Consider the following 19,133-nt stretch of genomic DNA (forward strand, 5'->3'; position numbering starts at 1 on the left):
ATTGCTGTGGTAAAGAGGGTTGGTTATGGCTGGTGAGATCGAGATTCGCGAGCTGGTGCGCCGGGCGGTCGGGGAGGCCGTTGCAGCAGATACGGACCAGACCGCGCGTTCGGCGCCGCCCAAATCCATCGCCATCGGCGCCGATCATGGTGGATACGGGCTCAAGCAGAAGTTGATCTCCCATCTCGGCGACCAGGGTTTCCAAGTGGTCGATTGCGGCACGACCGGGCCGGAATCCGTGGACTATCCGGATTTCGCCCATGCCGTGGCACGTCGCGTTTCCGTGGGAGAATGCAGCCTTGGAATCATCGTCGATGGTGCTGGGATAGGGTCGAGCATGGCAGCTAACAAAGTGCCCGGCATTCGGGCCGCTCTTTGCTACGACATCTCCTCGGCGCGAAACAGCAGGGAGCACAACCACGCGAATGTGCTGACCCTGGGTGCCGGTTTGGTGGGAGAGGATCTGGCACGTCAGATTGTGGACGTGTGGATCGCGACGCCCTGGGGAGGCGGCCGCCACGCGCGCAGGGCGACCATGATCGACGAGATTGGAAGAACATACACAAAGTCCTGAGGTTTACTGTGGGAACTCGAGAAGATTTGATCGAAGCGATCACCCAGCGAGTGGTCGGAGAGCTCAATGCCCAATCCGATGGTGAGTGCACGGATTGTTGCGGCAGCTGTGCGGCCAACTGCTCCGACAAGGTGCGAGCGATGGTCGACGAAGGTGCGGCGCGTGTCGCGTATAACGGCAACGGTGCCGACGTGCCGAGCGACCTGGCTCGGTTCATTGATCACACCAAGCTCGGGCCCGAAGTGACGCCTGAGGAGATCGATCGTCTCTGCCAGGAAGCTCGCGATTTCGAGTTTGCGGCGGTTTGCGTGAACCCGGTCTGGGTGAAGAGGTCGGCCTCAAACCTGCGCGGTACCAAGGTGCGCGTGGCTTCGGTGGTCGGGTTTCCGCTCGGCGCCAACGCCGCGGAGATCAAGGCGCTCGAGGCCCGCAGAGCGCTGAGAGATGGCGCTCGCGAGATCGACATGGTGCTCAACATCGGCGCGCTCAAGGCCGGTGACTACGAGCTCGTAGAGAAGGACATCGCCAAGGTTGTCGACTCCTGTCGCGAGGTCGGCGCCATCTGCAAGGTGATCCTCGAGACCGGACTCTTGACCGATGAGGAGAAGATCGCGGCGAGCAAGCTGGCGAAGGCCGCCAAGGCGGACTACGTCAAGACATCGACCGGATTCGGTCACGGCGGTGCTACGGTATTCGACGTGGCGCTCATGCGAGAGGCGGTTGGTCCCAAGATGGGCGTCAAGGCATCGGGTGGGGTCAAGACCGCCAAGGACGCCCGCGAGATGATTGCCGCCGGTGCAACTCGCATCGGGGCATCGGCCGGAATCGCGATCGTCGGCGGCCGCGAAGGAGGAGACAGTGGGAAGTATTGATCTGAGATCCTATGTTTTCCTGGACAGCATGCAGCCACAGTACGCTGCGTTTCTGGGCACCGTCGCACAGGGCTTTCTGCCGCTGGCGGGTGACGCGTCGCTCTACGTCGAGATTTCGCCGGGTATCGAGATCAATCGGCTGACCGATATCGCGCTCAAGTCGAACAAGGTTCGCCCGGGCATGCAGGTTGTCGAGCGCTACTACGGCTTGCTCGAGATTCACTCGAAATCGCAGGCCGAGACTCGATCCGCGGGCGCGGCGATTCTGGCGGAGATCGGCCTTCAGCCGGAGGATCGAATCAAGCCGAAGATCCACTCGAGCCAGGTCATCCGGCGGATCGACGATCACCAGGCGCAGCTGATCAACCGCATGCGCCACGGGCACATGTTGATTCCCGGCCAGACGCTCTACGTACTCGAGGTCGAACCGGCTGCCTACGCGGCGCTGGCGGCGAACGAGGCCGAGAAAGCCGCCGAGATCAACATTCTCGAGGTTCGCTCGTTCGGATCGATGGGTAGGGTCTATCTGGGCGGGGAAGAGCGCGACATCGATGTCGGCTGGCAGGCCGCCGTCGCGGCGCTCGAGGGAGTCCAGGGACGAACACCGAAATAACCGAGCGGCGGCTTTGGGCCGCACTCCGAAAAAACACGATCAAGAAGAAAGGAAAGTTTCATGGCAGAAGCGCTGGGCATGATCGAGACGCGTGGTTTTGCGGCTATGGTGGAGGCATCCGACGCCATGGTGAAGGCCGCAAAAGTCGAACTCGTGAGTTATGAGAAGACCGGTGGCGGCTACGTGACCGCCGTGGTTCGTGGCGACGTCGCCGCGGTCAAGGCGGCGGTGGAAGCCGGCGTTCGGGGTGCGGAGAAGGTCGGAGAGGTCGTTTCTACCCACGTGATCGCGCGTCCGCACGCGAACATCGACGACACCTTGCCTCTTGGTCGCAAGCCTGCCGCTAAGAAGCGGTAGAGCCGGGCGGGCCGCGTAGATGCTGCTGGGCAAGGTTCAAGGGACTGTCGTGGCGACTCAGAAGGAGTCGTCGATGGAAGGCTTCAAGTTCTTGGTTGTCAAACCCATGGACGAGAAGGGCACGGAGCTGGGCACCTCCGTGGTGGCCGTCGACGCGGTCGGCGCGGGAGTCGGGGAGGTTGTGCTCTACGCAACCGGAAGCGCCGCTCGCCAGACGGTTGCCACCAAGGACAGGCCCTGCGACGCTGTCATCATGGCGATCGTCGACAGCCTCGAAGTCGGCGGCCGCGAGATCTACAGCAAGGGTAAGGCATGAGCTCGGTCGATCCGAGCGAGATCGACGCCATCCTGCAGCGCGTGCGCGCTCGCTTTGGAAGCGATGGCTCTCTGTCCGAGCCCGCGCCGCCGGCCCCTGCCTTTCCTGGAAGCAAGGCGCGGCCCGCTCCGATCGCAGACAGCGAGGCCCTCGGGATTCTCGATACGGTCGATGCCGCGGTTGCTGCGGCCGAGATCGCCTACCAGGAGTACGACGCGATCGGCCTCGACGGTCGGTTTCGCCTGATCCAGTCGATTCGCCAGGCGATGGAGCGCGACGCCGCCGAGCTCGCGCGGATGGCCCATGAGGAGACCGGTCTCGGGCGGCCCGAAGACAAGGAGAAGAAGAACCTGCTGGTGGCTCGCAAGACGCCGGGTCCGGAAGACCTGACGCCCAAAGCGGTGACCGGCGATCGTGGGATGACGGTGACCGAGTTCGCGCCCTGGGGAGTGATCGCGGCGATCACTCCGACCACGAATCCGACGGCCACGATCATCAACAACACCATCGCCACGCTTTCGGCCGGCAACTCTCTGGTCTTCAACGCCCATCCCAGCGCCAAGAGGGTCTCGGCAGAGAACGTTCGCCGGATCAATCGCGCCGTTCTCGAGGCCGGCGGCCCGGCCAATCTGGTTTGCGCCGTGCCCGAGCCCACGATCGAGTCGGCCCAGCAGCTCATGAATCACCCTGGGGTGCGGGTGCTGTTGGTCACCGGCGGCCCGGGCGTGGTCAAGGAAGCGCTCAACACCGACAAGAAGGCGATCACCGCCGGTCCGGGCAATCCACCGGTGCTGGTCGACGAGTCGGCCGATATCGAGCGCGCGGCAAGAGAGATCATCCGCGGCGCCTCGTTCGACAACAACATGGTGTGCACGGACGAGAAAGAGACTTTCGTCGTGCGCTCCAAGGCGGATGAGTTGCTGCGCGCCTTCGGGCGCGACCGCGCCGTCGTGCTCAAGGAGTATCAATTGCAGCAGCTCGAGCGGGTGATCTTTCGCGAGCTCGGCGCGCCCGAGAGGCCGGGCAAGATCAACCCCAAGTGGATCGGACAGAACGCCGGCCGGATTCTGCGCGAGATCGGAGTGGAGGCCGGAAACAGCGTTCGGCTCGTCGTCGTCGAGGTGCCCAAGGAGCACAGCCTGGTTTGGACCGAGCAGATGATGCCGGTCATGCCGGTTGTGAGAGTAGGTAGCGTGAACGAGGGGATCGACCTCTCGGTGCGCGCCGAGCACGGCTACCGCCACACGGCTTCGATCTACTCGAACAATGTCGAGAACATAACGCGCATGGCGCGAGCCATGAAAACTTCCATCTTCGTCGCCAACGCGGCCAACATCGCCGGGCTCGGTGAGGGCGGCGAAGACTTCACTTCATTCTCGATCGCGACACCCACGGGCGAGGGACTGACCCGGCCGCGGACCTTTGCCCGGATTCGGCGGCTGACGGTGGCGGGCTCGCTGCGGATCGTCTAGCGCCCCGGCCTTCTGTAGGTTCCAGATTTATGCGTCCGGCACTGCTCTTACTCGAATTCGACTCGATCGCGGTGGGCATCGAGGTCGGCGATGCCATGGTCAAGCGCGCACCGCTGTTGACGTTGCATGCCGGTACCGTGCACCCGGGCAAGTATCTGGTGATGGCCGGAGGGCAAGTTGCCGACGTCGAGGAGGCATGGATCGCGGGTCGGTCGATCGCGCCGGGCCTGGAGATCGACGAGGTGTTTCTCCCCGACGTCGACGCCCAGGTCGTCGGCTCGCTCACCGGTACCCGCAGACCGGGACCCGGTGAGGCACTCGGTGTGATCGAGACCCGCACCGCGGCCTCGACCATCAAGGCCGCGGACGCGGCGGTCAAGGGAGCCTCCGTGGATCTGCTCGAGATCCTGCTCGCCGACGGTCTGGGAGGCAAGGCCTACGCCCTCTTCGGTGGCGAGGTTTCAGACGTCGAGGTCGCGGTGGAGACCGGCGTATCGAGCCTGCGTGATCCGGCGCTACTGGTGGCCAGCGTCGTCATACCGCGCTTGCATGACGAGATGCGCGCAAATCTGGACGCGGATTCGCGATTCGCGGTTAGGATCGTCTCCCAGACCGGATCGCGGAGTTGAAAGTGGAAGGTCAGGCTAGATCATGAAACTCGGGCGAGTCGTTGGAACCGTAGTCGCCACCACTCGAGTTGCAGGCCTTGATGGCGTGAGATTCCTGGTAGTGCAGCCGTTGGCCAAGAACCGCGAGGCTCTGGGGAACGCGATTGTTGCGGCCGACGGTGTCGCCATGGCGGGGCCGGGAGACCTCGTCTACTACGTGTCGAGCCGCGAGGCTTCGCTGGCTCTCCCCAACACCTTCGTGCCGGTCGACGACGCCATCGTCGGTATCGTCGACGCCGTCGAGCTGAACGCGCCATGAAACTCGGGCGCGTCTCCGGAACGGTGGTATCGACGATCTGCTCTCCGGCGTATGAGGATCGCAAGCTCCTGCTCTGCGATCTCATCGACGCCTCCGGGGTCGCGACCGGCGACTATACGATCGCGGTCGACCAGGTCGGGGCGGGAGCGGGCGAAGATGTGCTGATTCTGGATGAAGGCAATTCGGCTCGACAGGTCCTCGAATGGCCGGATGCGCCGGTGCGGGCGGTGATCGTCGGCATCGTCGACGAGGTCCGGACCGGCTAGCTAGCGAGGGAGCGGATCTCTCGGATCGCCGAGATCCGTTCGACGCATCTCGGACTCCAGAATCGTGATCGTGGTCTCGGTTCTGGCGAACGCTCGATGGATGAAGACCCGATTCGGGATGCGCGACTCGATAACCAGATCCTCGCCGAGTTCCAGAGGTCTCGGTGGTTCGTTCCGTGGAAAGACCTGACGGAAGCCGTCCGGCACGATCGGATAGACCAGAAAGCCGACACCGGTCGGTGTGTCGGCCTCGAGGCGCCAGATGGCTGCGCCGTTCGATGCTCGCACCTCGAAGCTGGTGAAGTCGTTGGGGCCCGAGATGGCCAGCAGCGGTTGGGTCACCTCGGCGCGCTCGGAACACGCGGTCAAAGCGGCCAGAAAGGTAGCCAGAAGCACCGGGCGTAACGGCCTTTTCAGCGCGGAGGTCGTGAGCGAGCTCATGATAGCGTTGATTCTCGCAAGGAGATCTCGAACAAATGACGGTAGCAGAATCGCCTCGGCAGACGGAGTTGGAGACGCTGGATTTCGGGCTCACGGCCGAACAGAGAGCGGTGCGGGAGCTGGCGCGCGAGTTTGCCAAGAACGAGATCGACCCGATCGTCGAGGAGATCGACGAGGCACAGCGCTTTCCCGTCGAGGTGTTCAGGAAGGCAGGCGAGCTGGGCTTTTTGGGTGTTCTGGTGCCGGAAGAGTACGGCGGCTCCGGGCTCGGCTACGTCGAGTACTTCCTGATCATCAACGAGATCAGCAAAGTCGATCCGTCCATCGGTCTGAGCGTCGCTGCCCACAACTCGCTGTGCACCAACCACATCCTCAAGTTCGGCTCGGAAGAACAGCGCCGGCGTTGGTTGCCGGAGCTGGCCTCGGGCAGGAAGGTGGGAGCCTGGAGCCTAACCGAGCCCGATGCCGGGTCGGATGCGGCCGGCACCAGAACCAGGGCGGAGCGTGTCGACGGTGGCTGGCTGCTCAACGGTTCGAAGACTTTTATTACTCACGCTTCAGTCGGCGACATCTGCGTCGTGCTGGCGGTCACCGATCCTGAGGCTCCACAGCACCACAACATCTCGGCCTTCGTTCTCGAGCGCGGCATGGCAGGCTTCCGGTCGGGCAAGAAAGAGAACAAGCTCGGAAGCCGAGCCTCCGACACCGCCGAAGTGATCATGGAGGATTGCCTGGTACCGGAGGGCAGCCTGCTCGGCGCCCAAGGCGACGGTTTCATCCAGGCGCTCAAGATCCTCGACGGCGGCCGAATTTCGATCGCCGCTCTCGGCGTCGGCACCGCGTTCGGCGCCCTCGACACCGCGGTTGCGTACTCGAAAGAGCGAAAACAGTTCGGCAGGCCCATCGCCAAGTTCCAGGCCATTCAGTTTCACCTGGCGGAAATGGCGACCAAGTGTGCGGCCGCCGAGGCCCTGACGCTTGCTGCGGCGGCGGCGATGGACCGGGGCGAGCGCGTGACTCGTATCGCTTCCGAGGCCAAACTCCTTTCTGGTGAAGTCGCGGTCTTTTGCGCCGAGCGAGGTGTGCAGATCCACGGCGGTTACGGCTACATCAAGGACTACCGGGCCGAGAAGTACTATCGCGATTGCAAGATCTGCACGATCGGCGAGGGCACCAGCGAGATTCAGCGCCTGGTCATCGCACGCCAGCTTTTTCACGACGCCAAATGAACTTGCGACGGGTCCGCCCGGATGTGGCCGTATTGGTCATGGGTGTGCGCGAACGGCGAACGCGACGCCTCGCTCAGGCGATCACGCTGGTCGAGAGTCGCCGGAGCGAGCGGCGTGACCTGATCGCCGCGCTCTACGACTCCGTGGGCAACGCGCGTGTGGTCGGAATAACCGGCCCCCCGGGCGCCGGCAAGAGCACGCTGGTCGATCGCCTGGCCGGCGAGCTGCGTAAGGCGGGCGACACGGTCGGCGTTCTTGCGATCGATCCGACCAGCCCGTTCTCGGGCGGCGCGATCCTGGGCGACCGGATCCGCATGCAGTCGCACTACACCGACGAGGGGGTGTTTATCCGCTCGATGGCGACCCGTGGCACGATGGGAGGTCTGGCGCCCGCTTCGCACGACGCGATCGATATTCTGGATGCCGCCGGGTTCGATTGGATTCTGGTCGAGACCGTCGGTGTCGGCCAGGACGAGGTCGATATCGTCCGCAGTGTCGATACTGTGGTCGTCGTGACACTGCCCGGCCTCGGCGACGACATTCAAGCGATCAAGGCCGGCTTGATGGAGATCGCCGACGTCTTCGTGATCAACAAGGCCGACCGCGAGGGCGTCGATCGCAGCAAGCACGATCTCGAGTTGATGATCTCGATGGCCGAGAAGCCGAAATGGAGACCGCCGATCGTCACGACCGTGGCCAGCCGCGGCGAGGGCATTCAACGGGTGATCGAGGAAGTCGGGAAGCACCGCGCGTGGTTGGTCGAGACCGGCGAGATTCGAGAACGGCGCAAGACGCAGCTGCGACTGCGCCTCGAGAATCTCCTCAAGGAAAAAGTCCTTCTGCTCGCCGACGAAGTCGTGGGGCTGGATGCCGAGGTGGAGCGCGGTTTGAGCGAGCGCGACGATCCCTATCTCCTCGCGGACCATGTGTTCGCCGAGGTCATTTCCGCGAGTCGCCTAGAGGAGGAAGCCATTGATTAGTGGAATCGACCATGTCGGAATTGCGGTCGAGTCGATCGACGAGGCGAAGCGGTTCTACCAGGCCCTGGGTCTCGAGGTCGCGGCGGTGGAGGAGGTCCCCCAGGACGGCGTGCGCGTGGCGATGATTCCGGTCGGGGGCACTCGGATCGAGCTGCTCGAGGCGATCCGCGACGACTCACCGGTGGCCAAGTTCCTCCAGAAGAGAGGCGAAGGAATACACCATGTCTGTCTGGCGACCAACGACATCCGCGCGGATGACGAGCAGTTGCGCGGTGCCGGGGCGCATCTTATTAGAGAGGAACCCACGTGTGGAGCCGAGGGCTGTTGGGTGCAGTTTGTTCATCCCCGAAGCGCAAGCGGAGTACTGATCGAGCTCTCCCAGCGAGACTCCGGAGGCGCTTCCGAGAGAGAGCGGGACGGGTGATGCTCACGCCCGGCTCCATTGTGATCGCGCATCTGGTCAATCCCACCGAGAAGCTGTGGGGGCTACTCGAGGGCCTGGATGCCAGCGGTGTCGTGTTACGAGGGATCAATATCTCGAGCTTTGACGACTGGATGCTGCAGGCGCGCCGCCGGGAGGAACCCGCTCTGGGCTTGTCGACGACCTTCGTTCCGATGTTCCGCGTCGAGCGCATTTTCCTCGACGAGCAGGTCGGTGAGGTCGAAAGTTACAGCCAGCGCTTCGAGCGAAGCGTTGGCCTGACGGTAGAGGAGTTCCTGGGCTTCGAGCGGGATTCCGAGATCCCGTCTTGATCGCGCTTCGCTTTGAGGCCGACTAGAACCGGACCTGGTCGACGAAGTAGCTCGAAATCTCGATTTCGCCGTCGACGATGGCGATTGCGTCCTCTGTGGTCATCAGGAACTGTCCAGCTCTCGAGCGGTTCGATGTGGCAAGCACCAGCTCGAAGGCCTCGATCGTCGAGGAGATGTTCGCGCGCACGTGGGACAGAGCACCGGCGGCGACCTTGATGCTGCGGAAGACCGCGGCCTCGGAGTTGGTTTCGACCTCGATCAGCAGGCGGTCACTTGTAGTGCCCTGGTAGACCTTCGCTCCGTCGACGCCCTGGCTTTTGAAGGCACCCTGAATCGCTTCCAGGACCGCCAGGTCCCGGTAGGGTGTGCGCTGTTGGGTAGAGAGATCGCTCTGCGCGGACGTTCTATTCCGCTCGGTAGTATCTCGAGATGCCGGTGGCCGATCCGACGGGCCGGTTTCGCGTCGGCGCCTGGCGATGAGGTCCGAAAGGCGCTCTTCCTGGGGTGGCTCCGGCTCCACGGCCTTGGCGGTGAACTGACCATCCTCGAGGACCATTGCCGAGCCGAGCTCCTGGACGTTGGCATTGCGCGTCCGCTCGAGGTCTATCTCGTTTGCGGCAATGGAGGTTCGAGTGCCGCTCTGCAGCACGATGATTGCCTGGTCTCCCTCAAAAGTGGGGGCTTGCTGGGCGATCAGTTGCGAGCCGTCCTTCAAGATCACGGTGTAGGCGGCCAGCGGAGCGCTCAGGGCGGCAAGTAGCGCCACGGCGATCAGGATGCGATTGACGTTTTTCATGGTTGTTTCTCGCTCATGAGGACTACGATCCGGCTGCTATCATACCCCGGCTCGAGCTCCGCCCGAGATTGAGGGCCGAGATGAAAGGCAAGTTCGAATGCTCATAGTCATGCAGATGGATGCCAAATCCGATCAGGTCCAGGCCGTGGTTGACGTGGTCGAGCAGCGCGGCCTCAAGGCCCATCCGATAGCCGGCGCCCAGCGCACGGCGATCGGCATTACCGGGAATATCGGGATCGTGGAGCCGGCGCTGTTTCAGCACATGCCGGGCGTCCTCGAGGTCATCCAGGTCAGCCATCCGTACAAACTGGTATCGCGCGAGTTTCGCCAGGAGGACTCGGTTTTCGAGGTGGCGGGCGTCAAGATCGGAGGTCCCGAGCTGGTGGTGATGGCCGGGCCATGTTCGGTCGAGAGCTACGAGCAGACTCTCGGCATTGCGCGAGCCATCAAGGCCAACGGTGCTCACATGCTTCGCGGCGGAGCCTTCAAGCCGCGCTCCAGCCCCTACAGCTTTCAGGGTCTGGGTCGGGAAGGGCTCCAGATTCTGGCCCGCGTGCGTGAGGAAACCGGCCTACCGGTGATCACCGAGGCGCTCGACATTGATGTTCTGGACGAAGTGGCCGAATACACGGACATTGTTCAGATCGGTGCTCGCAACATGCAGAACTTCACTCTTCTGAAAAGGGCGGGTCGATGCGGTCGTCCGGTTCTCCTGAAGCGCGGCATGAGCGCAACCGTGACCGAGCTCCTGCTTGCCGCCGAGTACGTCATGGACCAAGGCAACGTGGAGGTCATACTCTGCGAGCGCGGCATCCGTACCTTCGCAGATCACACTCGCAATACCCTCGACGTTGCGGCTTTCCCAGCCGTCAAGCGCATCAGTCACCTGCCGATCATCGCCGATCCCAGCCATGCCGCCGGATATCGCGACAAGGTACTGCCCCTGTCATTGGCCGCTCTGGCGAGCGGCGCCGACGGACTCTTGGTGGAGGTTCATGATCACCCCGAGCAGGCTCTGTCCGATGGCGGGCAGGCGCTTCTGCCGGGAGATTTCGAAGAGTTGATGACCGAGATTCGGGGCTTGGCGCCGGTTCTGAATCGCAAGCTCCCTGCGCACGCCACCCCCTGAGGCTGTTCTTGGACAAGCATCTCGCCGACGCCCTACTGCTTCTGGAGGACGGCTCGCTGTTCGAGGGTCGGGCGGTCTCGCCGGGGACGCGTTTCGGCGAGGTGGTTTTCAACACCTCGATGACCGGTTACCAGGAGATCCTCACCGATCCGTCGTACCGCGCGCAGATCGTAGTCATGACCCTGCCGCATGTCGGCAACTACGGAATGGCCGAAGCGGTAGCCGAGTCGAGCCGGCCATGGGTGGAAGGCTTCGTGGCCCGACGATTCACCGAGACGGCATCCAGTCACGGCAGCGAGGAAGGGCTCATCCCCTACCTCAGGCGGAACCGGATCCCGGCGGTCGATCGCTTGGATACCCGCGCCGTGGTTCGTCGAATCCGCCGGCACGGCGCTTTGCGCGGGGTCATCACGACCGAACGGTCGGACGTGGCGGCATTGACCGACGAGCTGCGCTCGTTTCCGACCATGGCTGGAAGGGCACTGGTTCACGAAGTGACCTGCAGCGAGGTGCACAGGGTCGAGCCGTCGGCCGGAATCGGCAGGCGCTGGCATCTCGGAGTGTTTGATTTCGGCGTCAAAGCCAACATCCTGCGTGCGCTGGCCGACCGGGGAGCGCTGTTGACCGTGTTTCCGGCTTCGACCACAGCGGAAGAAGTCGTGGCCGCAGGAGTCGACGGAGTCGTGCTCTCGAACGGTCCCGGCGACCCCGAGCCACTGGCCGAGATCGTGGCCGAGATTCGGAAGCTGATGGATACCGGCTTGCCGGTGTTCGGGATCTGCCTGGGACACCAGCTTCTGGGTCTCGCGGTGGGTGGCAGGACCTTCAAGCTCAAGTTCGGGCACCACGGTGCGAACCAGTCGGTCAAGGACCTGGACACGGGGCGGGTCTTGATCACCAGTCAGAACCACGGATTTGCCGTGGACCCGGAGTCGCTGCCCGCCAACTGCCGGGTCAACCAGGTGAATTTGAACGACGGCACCGTCGAGGCCTTTGCGGTCGAGGACCGTGCGGTACTGTCGGCGCAATACCATCCGGAAGCCGCTCCTGGGCCCCACGACGCCGCCGACCTGTTCGATCGCTTCCTCCGCGGCATCAGCAGAACCGGCGGCGCCGGCGACTCGACGCCGGTCGGTTCGGCATGAGCATGCGGCGGGCTGCGCTGCTCGCTGGGGTCGCGATTCGGTTCCTCCGAGGTCGAGGCAGCCGTTTGATGGACGGCACCGCTCGTTCGGCTCTGCTCGGCACGATGATCGGAGTCGCCGCGATGATCGTCGGGATGGCTCTGATGACCGGGTATCGAGAAGACCTCCAGCAGAAACTGACCCAAGGCAGCGCCGCCGTTCTGGTCTATCCACTGAGCGAAACCGAGCTCGGCGAAGCCGACGAGGTTGTGGCACGTCTTAGTGCTCTGCCGTTGGTGGACGAAGTCCGCCGGGTGACTTACGGGCAAGGGGCGCTGGTGAGCAACAGGAGATCGGAGGCGATCGACGTGAGTTTGCGGGGCGTCGATTGGGGTGGCCCTTTGGCGGGGCTGGGTCGAGTCGAGCTCGACTCCGCGACGGTTGATCGCTCTACCGCCGATGCCGTCACCGAGGTGATGCTGGGGGCCGATCTTGCCGAGAAGCTCGAGCCCGAGGCGGGTGAAGTGCTGCGGCTCATGGTTCTCGGGGTCGGCGGAGGACGCCCCCGTTTCGCTTACGAGAGTGTCCGGTCGGTGGGGACGTTTCGCTCTGGATTCTCGGAGTTCGATCGTAAGCTCATGGTCATCGATCGCAAGCGGCTGGAAGAGCTGGCAGGAGCCGGAGTTGGTGAGAGCGTCTACGAAGTGATCGTCAGCGACTTGGGGCGAACTCCGGAGGTCGCCGCGAACGCGGACGAGGTTCTGGGGCCGGACCATCTTGTGGTCGACTGGCGCGAGCTCAATCGCGAGTTGTTCACTGCCCTGCGCATTCAGCAGATCGCGCTCTTCATGGTGCTGGGACTGATCGTGCTGGTTTCGACGTTCAACGTCGCCTCCAACCTCGTCGTCCTGGTGCGCGAGAGGATGCGCGACATCGGTGTACTGGCAGCGCTCGGGCTCGGGCCGAGATCATTGCGCAATCTGTTCTTGTTGTACGGAGGTGGCCTCACGGTGGCAGGCCTTGGCGCTGGCGTGGTGCTCGGCTCCTTGGTGTCCTGGGTGCTGACGCGCTTCGAGTTGATCCGCTTCGAAGAGGAACTGGCCGCTATCTACTTCATTAGCGCGGTTCCTTTTCGAGTCCGCGCCGAGGACGTCTTGGCGGTGGTCCTGTTCACCCTGCTGGTGACCGGTCTGGCCTGTTGGCTCCCGGCGCGAAGAGGCGGGCAGGTACGTCCCGCGGTCGCGCTCCGATATGAGTAGCCGGAATGGCCGCCGAAGGCCAGATGCCAGGCGGTTGCCGACCGAGAGCGAAGATGAGGGAGGGGGCCGTTTGAACGGCCCCCCGGCAGTTGGTTGGAGATGCCGCCGATGGCGGCTGGGAGGTTGTGGTGAGGGGGCGCGACTGCTGAGAGTCGCGTCTTGGTGCCTGACCCGCTGGCGAATACCAGCTGGCTCGGCTCCGGAGGGGGACCGCCGGATCGGCGGCCGTCACCCTTACATACGAGGCTGCCCGTGGTTTGGTTTAGGAGTGAATCGATGAGCGGCGAATTCGCCAAGTATCCGCGCCTGCCGGTCATTGACTGTCCCGGCTACGAGCCCCTTCCGCGGCCGGACGATTCAGAGGGAGTGGAGGCCTAGCCGGGGTTCGAGTCCCTGCTACAGTCTCGATTGGGCATGCCCCGGCGTTCCGATATTCATTCGATTCTCGTCCTTGGCTCCGGGCCCATCGTCATCGGGCAGGGCTGCGAGTTCGACTATTCCGGTACCCAGGCCTGCCGTGTGCTGCGCGCCGAGGGCTACCGGGTCGTGCTCGTCAACTCCAATCCGGCGACCATCATGACCGACCCCGAGTTTGCGGACGCGACCTACATCGAGCCACTGGTGTCCGAGGTGGTCGAGAAGATCGTCGCCGTCGAGCTGCCGGACGCGGTATTGCCCACGGTGGGCGGGCAGACCGGAATCAACCTGGCCGTCGAGCTCGCTCGGCGGGGCGTCTTTGAGAAATTCGACGTCGAGCTGCTGGGTGCCGGCATCGAGGCCCTCCAGCTGGGCGAGGACCGCTTGCTGTTCAAGCAGGCCATGGAGGAGATCGGTCTCGAGGTCCCGCGAAGCGGCTACGCCGAAAGCCTGTCCGAGGCTCACTCGATCGCCGAAGAGCTCGGCTTCCCGATGGTGATTCGCCCCAGCTTCACGCTTGGCGGAGAGGGTGGAGGCACGGTGTTCAACCGCGACGAGCTCGACGACATGATCGAATTTGCGCTCGACGCCAGCCCGTCGCGCCGCGTTCTGTTGGAGCAGTCGGTCCTCGGCTGGAAGGAGTTCGAGCTCGAGGTCATGCGCGATACCTCGGACAATGCGATTGTCGTTTGCTCGGTCGAGAACATCGACGCCATGGGTGTCCACACCGGCGACTCGATCACGGTAGCGCCGCAGCAGACGCTTTCCGATCGTGAATACCAGGAGATGCGCAACGACGCTTTTCAGGTTATCCGCAGGGTGGGAGTTGCCACGGGCGGATCCAACATCCAGTTCGCGGTCGATCCGGCCAGCGGTCGGAGGTTCGTGATCGAGATGAACCCCAGAGTGTCGCGCAGTTCGGCACTGGCATCGAAAGCCACCGGATTCCCGATTGCCAAGATTGCGGCCCTGTTGGCGGTCGGATACCGGCTCGACGAGATCCCGAACGAGATCACCGGGAAGACCTTTGCAGCCTTCGAGCCGAGTCTCGACTACACGGTAGTAAAGATTCCGCGTTGGGCGTTCGAGAAGTTCCCGGAGGCGCCTTCGGAGCTTGGCACTTCGATGAAGTCCGTCGGCGAGGTCATGGCGATTGGAGCCACCTTCGGTGAGGCGCTGATGAAGGGCATGTCTTCGCTCGAGTTGGACGGCGATCTCGCCGACCGCGAGCAGAGGCTCTCGGACCCGGTGCGCCTCCGGGCGCGTCTCCAAAGTCCGAACTGGGAGCGGCTGTTCGCCGTCTTCGCCGCCCTGCGTCAAGGTTGGACGGTTGCGGAGGTGGCCGCGGCCGCCGCGGTGGACCCTTGGTTCTTGCGCGAGATCAAGCTCATCATCGATCTCGAAACCGAGGTCGCGTGTTTTGACCTGGCTTCGGCGCCAGACTCGTTGCTTGCCGAAGCCACTGCCGCCGGCCTGAATGAGACCGTTCTGGCGCGCCGGCTCACCACTAGCACCGAGGATCTTCGCCGCCACCTCGAGGAGAGGGGGCTTGGGAAGGTTTACAAGAGAGTCGACACCTGTGCCGCGGAGTTCCCGGCCAGGACGCCGTACCTCTATTCGACCCGCGGGGCGGAGGACGAGACCGACCGTAGCGAGCGCGCCAAGGTCGTGATACTCGGATCGGGCCCGAACCGAATCGGCCAGGGAATCGAGTTCGACTACTGCTGCGTTCACGCCGCGTTCTCGCTGTCCGCGCTGGGCTACGAGACCGTGATGATCAACTGCAACCCGGAAACCGTGTCGACCGATTACGACACCTCCGATCGTCTCTATTTCGAGCCGCTGACACTGGAACACGTGCTGTCGGTCTGCCGGAACGAGAAGCCCACGGGTGTGGTCGTTCAGCTCGGTGGTCAGACTCCGCTCAAACTGGCGCGGGGACTCGAGGCGGCCGGGATTCCCATCCTCGGCACGCCGACGGATGCCATCGATCTGGCCGAAGACCGCGAGCGATTCGGTGACCTTCTTCGCCGCGAGGGGATTCGCCAGCCCCTGAACGGAACGGCGCAGTCGATCGACGAGGCTCTGGCAGTGGCCGAGTCGATCGGCTATCCGGTACTGGTTCGTCCGAGCTACGTTCTGGGCGGCCGGGCGATGGCTGTTTGCTACGAGCCCGCGACGCTCAAGCGTTGCATGCGCGAGGCCGGAGAGATCTCTCCGGGGCAGCCGGTACTGCTCGATCGTTTCTTGGAGGACGCGATCGAGGTCGACCTGGATCTCCTGGCCGACGGCCGGCGCGTCGTCGTCGCGGGGATTCTCCGCCACATCGAGGAGGCGGGCATTCACTCCGGAGACTCGGCTGCCGTACTGCCACCCCTGGGTGTCGAAGAACGGCACACTCGGGAGATGTCGGCGATCGCCGAGCGCATCGCTCTTCGCCTGGGCGTCGTAGGCCTGATGAACGTTCAATTCGCGATCCACGAGGACGAGCTCTACGTGCTCGAGGTGAACCCACGCGCGTCGCGCACGGTTCCGTTCATCGCCAAGGCTGTGGGCCAGCCGCTCGCCGGAATCGCGGCCCAGCTTATGGCGGGCGAGACCCTCGAGTCGGTCGGCTTCGTCGAACAGCCCGAGGTACCGGCGGTGTTCGTCAAGGCGCCGGTCTTTCCTTTTCGGAGATTCTCCGGCGTCGATCCGATCCTGGGACCGGAAATGAAATCCACCGGTGAAGTGATGGGTGTCGGACGGAATCTAGGTGAGGCCTTCGCGAAGGCCTGGCTGGGAGCCGGTCACGTTTTGCCCTTGGGTGGGACCGCGTTTGTTTCGGTCATCGATCGCGACAAGCCGGTGGCGGCGAAGATCGCCAAAGGGCTGGCGGAGCTTGGCTTTTCCCTGGTTGCGACGGCCGGGACCGCCGAGTTTCTGCGCGGCCGGGGAGTCGAGGTCGGGGCAGTTCTCAAGATCCACGAGGGCCGGCCGCATGTCGGCGACCGGCTCATCAACCGTGAGATCGATCTGGTGATCAACACCCCGATGGGACAGCTGTCTCACGAGGATGACTCCTATATTCGCGAGACCGCTCTGAAGTTCGACATTCCCTGCATCACGACGCTCTCGGGGGCGCGCGCGGCGGTAGAGGCCATCGCGACGCTCAAGTCGAGCGAGCTCGAGGTGCGGCCGCTGGGAGCGCTCGCCACGCGGGCGAATATCCCCATGTCGTCCTAGGACTGCTAGGCTTGTGCGGAGCCGTGGTGGTGCCGGATCCGCTTCCCCCACCTCCGCGAGCCAACACGTTCTCAGGGACCAAGGATGGAGCGAGGGGACACATGTCTGAACAGAGAGTCGAGAAAGACAGTCTGGGCGAAATCGAAGTACCGGCGGGTGCCTACTACGGCGCGCAGACAGAGCGCGCACGGCGAAACTTCCCGATCAGCGATCTGACCTTCCCGCGCCGATTCATAGAAGCACTGGGTCTGATCAAAGGCGAGTGCGCGGCGGTCAACGAGGAGATGGGCCACCTCGACTCGAAACTGGCCGAGGCGATCCGGAAGGCGGCCGACGAAATCGTCGCGGGAGATCTGGACAGCCACTTCCCGCTGGACATCTTCCAAACAGGTTCCGGAACCTCGACCAACATGAACGTCAACGAGGTGATCTCGAATCGGGCGATCGAGATTCTGGGCGGGGAGCTGGGTAGCAAGACTCCGGTTCATCCGAACGACCACGTGAATCGGGGGCAATCGTCGAACGACGTCATCCCGACTGCGATTCACGTGTCGGCGTACTCGGCGATCGTTGCCGAGCTCGAGCCGGCACTCGAAGAGCTGGCGTCGGAGCTGGAGGCCAAGGCCTCGGAGTTCGATGACGTCGTCAAGATCGGTCGCACCCACCTTCAGGACGCCGTTCCGGTTCGACTGGGCCAGGAGTTTTCCGGTTACGCTCAACAGATTCGCAATGGACTCGAGCGTCTCGCCGCGGCCAAGCCCCGACTGGCTCAGCTTGCCCTCGGTGGAACGGCCGTGGGAACCGGTCTGAACGCGCCGGAAGGGTTCGCCGATCGCGTGATCTCGCGCATGGCGGACCGCACCGGCTTCGCCTTCGTGCCGGCGCCGAATCGATTCGAAGCCCTTGCCGCCAAGGACGCGGCCGTGGAAGCGTCGGGCGCGGTCAAGGTGATCGCCGTGTCGCTGACCAAGATCGCCAACGATCTGCGCTGGCTGGGCTCGGGGCCGCGTTGCGGCATCGGCGAGATTCTCCTGCCCAGCTTGCAGCCGGGGAGCTCGATCATGCCCGGGAAGGTCAATCCCGTGATTCCGGAATCGGTCTTGATGGTGGCTGCCCAGGTCGTGGGCAACGATGCGGCGATTACGGTCGGCGGGATGTCCGGAGTCTTCGAGCTGAACGTGATGATGCCGGTGATCGCCTACAATTTGCTCCAGGCGATCACCATCACCGCGAACGCCAGCTCGAACCTCGCGCGCCGCTGCGTCAAGGGCCTCGAGGCCGATCGCGAGAGAGCCCGAGACATGGTGGAGAAGTCGCTTGCGATGGTCACGTCTCTGGCGCCGAAGATCGGCTACGATCGTGCCGCCGAGATCGCCAAAGAGGCCTACAAAACGGGGCGTACGGTACGCGAGCTGGCTCTCGACAAGGAAGTGCTTCCCAAAGAAGAGCTCGAGGAAGCTCTGGATCCACGCGCGCAGACCGAGGGCGGGGTGCAGAGTCACTGAGGTGACGGCGGATTCGCTCGATCGCAGGATCCTGCACTGCGACATGGACTGCTTCTACGCGGCGGTCCACATGCGCGACGAGCCTCCGCTCAGAGGCAAGCCGGTTGTGATCGGCGGCAGTCCGGAGGGGCGTGGCGTGGTCGCCGCCGCCAGCTACGAGGCGCGCGCCTTCGGGATTCGATCGGCAATGCCTGCCGCCCGCGCCCGGAGACGCTGCCCCAAAGCCGTGTTTCTGCGGCCCGACTTTCCGAGATATCGGCGCGAGTCGGAGGAGATCTTCAAGATCTTTCGGCAGTTCACGCAGGTGGTTCAGCCGGTCTCGATCGACGAAGCCTACCTCGACGTCTCCGATGTGTGGCGAGGTTACGGCAGCGCGACCGCTCTGGCCGGAGAGCTCCGCGCCCGAGTGCTCGTCCAGCGAGCCCTGACCGTCAGCGTAGGTGTCGCGCCCAATCGCCTGGTGGCCAAAATCGCCTCCGACTACGACAAGCCCGATGGCCTGACCGTGATCTCGCCGCGCCGGGTGCAGCGCTTTCTGGATCCACTACCGATCCGCAAGTTGCCCGGTGTCGGTCCGGTTACCGAGAAAAAGCTCATCGGCCACGGCTTCGAGACCATTTCCGACTTGCGCCGCGAGAGTCGAGCCAGCCTCGAAGGGCTCCTGGGGAGCTACGGTGCGGCGCTCTTCCGCTACTGCCGCGGTATCGACGAGCGACCGGTGCGCCTCGAGCGCGAGCGCAAGAGCCTCAGTTCGGAGAGTACTTTCGCCCGCGACTTGGGATCGGTCGAGGATGTGCGCGCCGAAGTTAATCGCCTGGCTGAGGGTGTGGCGGCTTCGTTGGGGAAGCGCGAGCTTTCGGCGGGTACGATAACGATCA

General features: G+C 63.8%; 21 protein-coding genes. 19 read left to right on the forward strand and 2 right to left on the reverse strand.

What is annotated here, in order from left to right; genetic code table 11:
- The first annotated feature begins 25 nt into the window (after positions 1–25).
- From rpiB to GY769_11325, 9 genes are all read left to right on the forward strand, one after another.
- A complete protein-coding gene (gene rpiB / locus GY769_11285) occupies positions 26–574 on the forward strand; it encodes a ribose 5-phosphate isomerase B (GenBank protein MCP4202503.1) in 549 nt (182 codons plus the stop codon).
- Between the two features lie 140 nt (positions 575–714).
- Positions 715–1,446, forward strand: coding sequence for a deoxyribose-phosphate aldolase (gene deoC / locus GY769_11290; GenBank protein ID MCP4202504.1), 732 nt, complete (start codon positions 715–717; stop codon positions 1,444–1,446).
- 28 nt (positions 1,447–1,474) lie between these two features.
- A complete protein-coding gene (locus tag GY769_11295; protein MCP4202505.1) occupies positions 1,475–2,059 on the forward strand; it encodes a hypothetical protein in 585 nt (194 codons plus the stop codon).
- 60 nt (positions 2,060–2,119) lie between these two features.
- Positions 2,120–2,416 (forward strand): BMC domain-containing protein, encoded by a 297-nt coding sequence (locus GY769_11300; GenBank protein MCP4202506.1) that lies wholly within the window; start codon positions 2,120–2,122, stop codon positions 2,414–2,416.
- A 19-nt stretch (positions 2,417–2,435) separates the two neighbouring features.
- Positions 2,436–2,732 carry a EutN/CcmL family microcompartment protein gene (locus GY769_11305; protein MCP4202507.1) on the forward strand — a complete coding sequence of 99 codons (297 nt, stop codon included), beginning with the start codon at positions 2,436–2,438 and terminating at the stop codon, positions 2,730–2,732.
- Positions 2,729–4,204, forward strand: a complete 1,476-nt coding sequence (locus GY769_11310; GenBank protein MCP4202508.1) for an aldehyde dehydrogenase EutE — start codon at positions 2,729–2,731, stop codon at positions 4,202–4,204. The genes GY769_11305 and GY769_11310 overlap by 4 nt, the downstream gene beginning before the upstream one ends.
- A gap of 29 nt (positions 4,205–4,233) precedes the next feature.
- A complete protein-coding gene (locus tag GY769_11315) occupies positions 4,234–4,833 on the forward strand; it encodes a BMC domain-containing protein (GenBank protein ID MCP4202509.1) in 600 nt (199 codons plus the stop codon).
- A gap of 22 nt (positions 4,834–4,855) precedes the next feature.
- Positions 4,856–5,131, forward strand: a complete 276-nt coding sequence (locus GY769_11320; GenBank protein ID MCP4202510.1) for a EutN/CcmL family microcompartment protein — start codon at positions 4,856–4,858, stop codon at positions 5,129–5,131.
- Positions 5,128–5,397 (forward strand): EutN/CcmL family microcompartment protein, encoded by a 270-nt coding sequence (locus GY769_11325; protein ID MCP4202511.1) that lies wholly within the window; start codon positions 5,128–5,130, stop codon positions 5,395–5,397. Before GY769_11320 ends, GY769_11325 begins: the two co-directional genes overlap by 4 nt.
- On the opposite strand, the gene GY769_11330 is transcribed toward GY769_11325, so the two are convergent.
- On the reverse strand, positions 5,398–5,838 hold the full coding sequence (locus GY769_11330; protein ID MCP4202512.1) for a hypothetical protein: 441 nt from the start codon (positions 5,836–5,838) through the stop codon (positions 5,398–5,400).
- 35 nt (positions 5,839–5,873) lie between these two features.
- On the opposite strand from GY769_11330, the gene GY769_11335 reads away from it, so the two are divergent.
- Genes GY769_11335 through GY769_11350 form a run of 4 tightly spaced genes read left to right on the forward strand, consistent with a single transcriptional unit; the run spans position 5,874 to position 8,800 of the window.
- Positions 5,874–7,067, forward strand: a complete 1,194-nt coding sequence (locus GY769_11335; GenBank protein MCP4202513.1) for an acyl-CoA dehydrogenase — start codon at positions 5,874–5,876, stop codon at positions 7,065–7,067.
- Positions 7,064–8,047, forward strand: coding sequence for a methylmalonyl Co-A mutase-associated GTPase MeaB (gene meaB / locus GY769_11340; protein ID MCP4202514.1), 984 nt, complete (start codon positions 7,064–7,066; stop codon positions 8,045–8,047). Before GY769_11335 ends, meaB begins: the two co-directional genes overlap by 4 nt.
- The gene (mce, locus tag GY769_11345; protein MCP4202515.1) at positions 8,040–8,471 is read left to right on the forward strand and encodes a methylmalonyl-CoA epimerase; all 432 of its coding nucleotides are present in this window, start codon (positions 8,040–8,042) and stop codon (positions 8,469–8,471) included. Before meaB ends, mce begins: the two co-directional genes overlap by 8 nt.
- The gene (locus GY769_11350) at positions 8,468–8,800 is read left to right on the forward strand and encodes a hypothetical protein (GenBank protein MCP4202516.1); all 333 of its coding nucleotides are present in this window, start codon (positions 8,468–8,470) and stop codon (positions 8,798–8,800) included. Before mce ends, GY769_11350 begins: the two co-directional genes overlap by 4 nt.
- A gap of 22 nt (positions 8,801–8,822) precedes the next feature.
- Here the strand turns inward: GY769_11350 and GY769_11355 are convergent, their stop codons facing one another.
- The gene (locus tag GY769_11355; GenBank protein ID MCP4202517.1) at positions 8,823–9,596 is read right to left on the reverse strand and encodes a hypothetical protein; all 774 of its coding nucleotides are present in this window, start codon (positions 9,594–9,596) and stop codon (positions 8,823–8,825) included.
- 97 nt (positions 9,597–9,693) lie between these two features.
- On the opposite strand from GY769_11355, the gene aroF reads away from it, so the two are divergent.
- The 6 genes from aroF to dinB form a co-directional block, all read left to right on the forward strand.
- Positions 9,694–10,725 carry a 3-deoxy-7-phosphoheptulonate synthase gene (aroF, locus tag GY769_11360; protein MCP4202518.1) on the forward strand — a complete coding sequence of 344 codons (1,032 nt, stop codon included), beginning with the start codon at positions 9,694–9,696 and terminating at the stop codon, positions 10,723–10,725.
- A gap of 8 nt (positions 10,726–10,733) precedes the next feature.
- Positions 10,734–11,870: a glutamine-hydrolyzing carbamoyl-phosphate synthase small subunit gene (carA, locus tag GY769_11365; protein ID MCP4202519.1), complete on the forward strand. Its 1,137-nt coding sequence runs from the start codon at positions 10,734–10,736 to the stop codon at positions 11,868–11,870.
- A 68-nt stretch (positions 11,871–11,938) separates the two neighbouring features.
- Complete coding sequence (locus GY769_11370; protein ID MCP4202520.1) at positions 11,939–13,108, forward strand: ABC transporter permease; 1,170 nt, start codon at positions 11,939–11,941, stop codon at positions 13,106–13,108.
- 414 nt (positions 13,109–13,522) lie between these two features.
- On the forward strand, positions 13,523–16,750 hold the full coding sequence (gene carB / locus GY769_11375) for a carbamoyl-phosphate synthase large subunit (GenBank protein ID MCP4202521.1): 3,228 nt from the start codon (positions 13,523–13,525) through the stop codon (positions 16,748–16,750).
- A gap of 101 nt (positions 16,751–16,851) precedes the next feature.
- The gene (locus GY769_11380) at positions 16,852–18,255 is read left to right on the forward strand and encodes a class II fumarate hydratase (GenBank protein MCP4202522.1); all 1,404 of its coding nucleotides are present in this window, start codon (positions 16,852–16,854) and stop codon (positions 18,253–18,255) included.
- A gap of 1 nt (position 18,256) precedes the next feature.
- Positions 18,257–19,133: DNA polymerase IV (gene dinB / locus GY769_11385; GenBank protein ID MCP4202523.1), on the forward strand; the 877-nt coding region annotated here is incomplete at its 3' end.

It is taken from the genome of bacterium (genome assembly GCA_024224155.1).
GTDB lineage: Bacteria > Acidobacteriota > Thermoanaerobaculia > Multivoradales > JAHEKO01 > CALZIK01.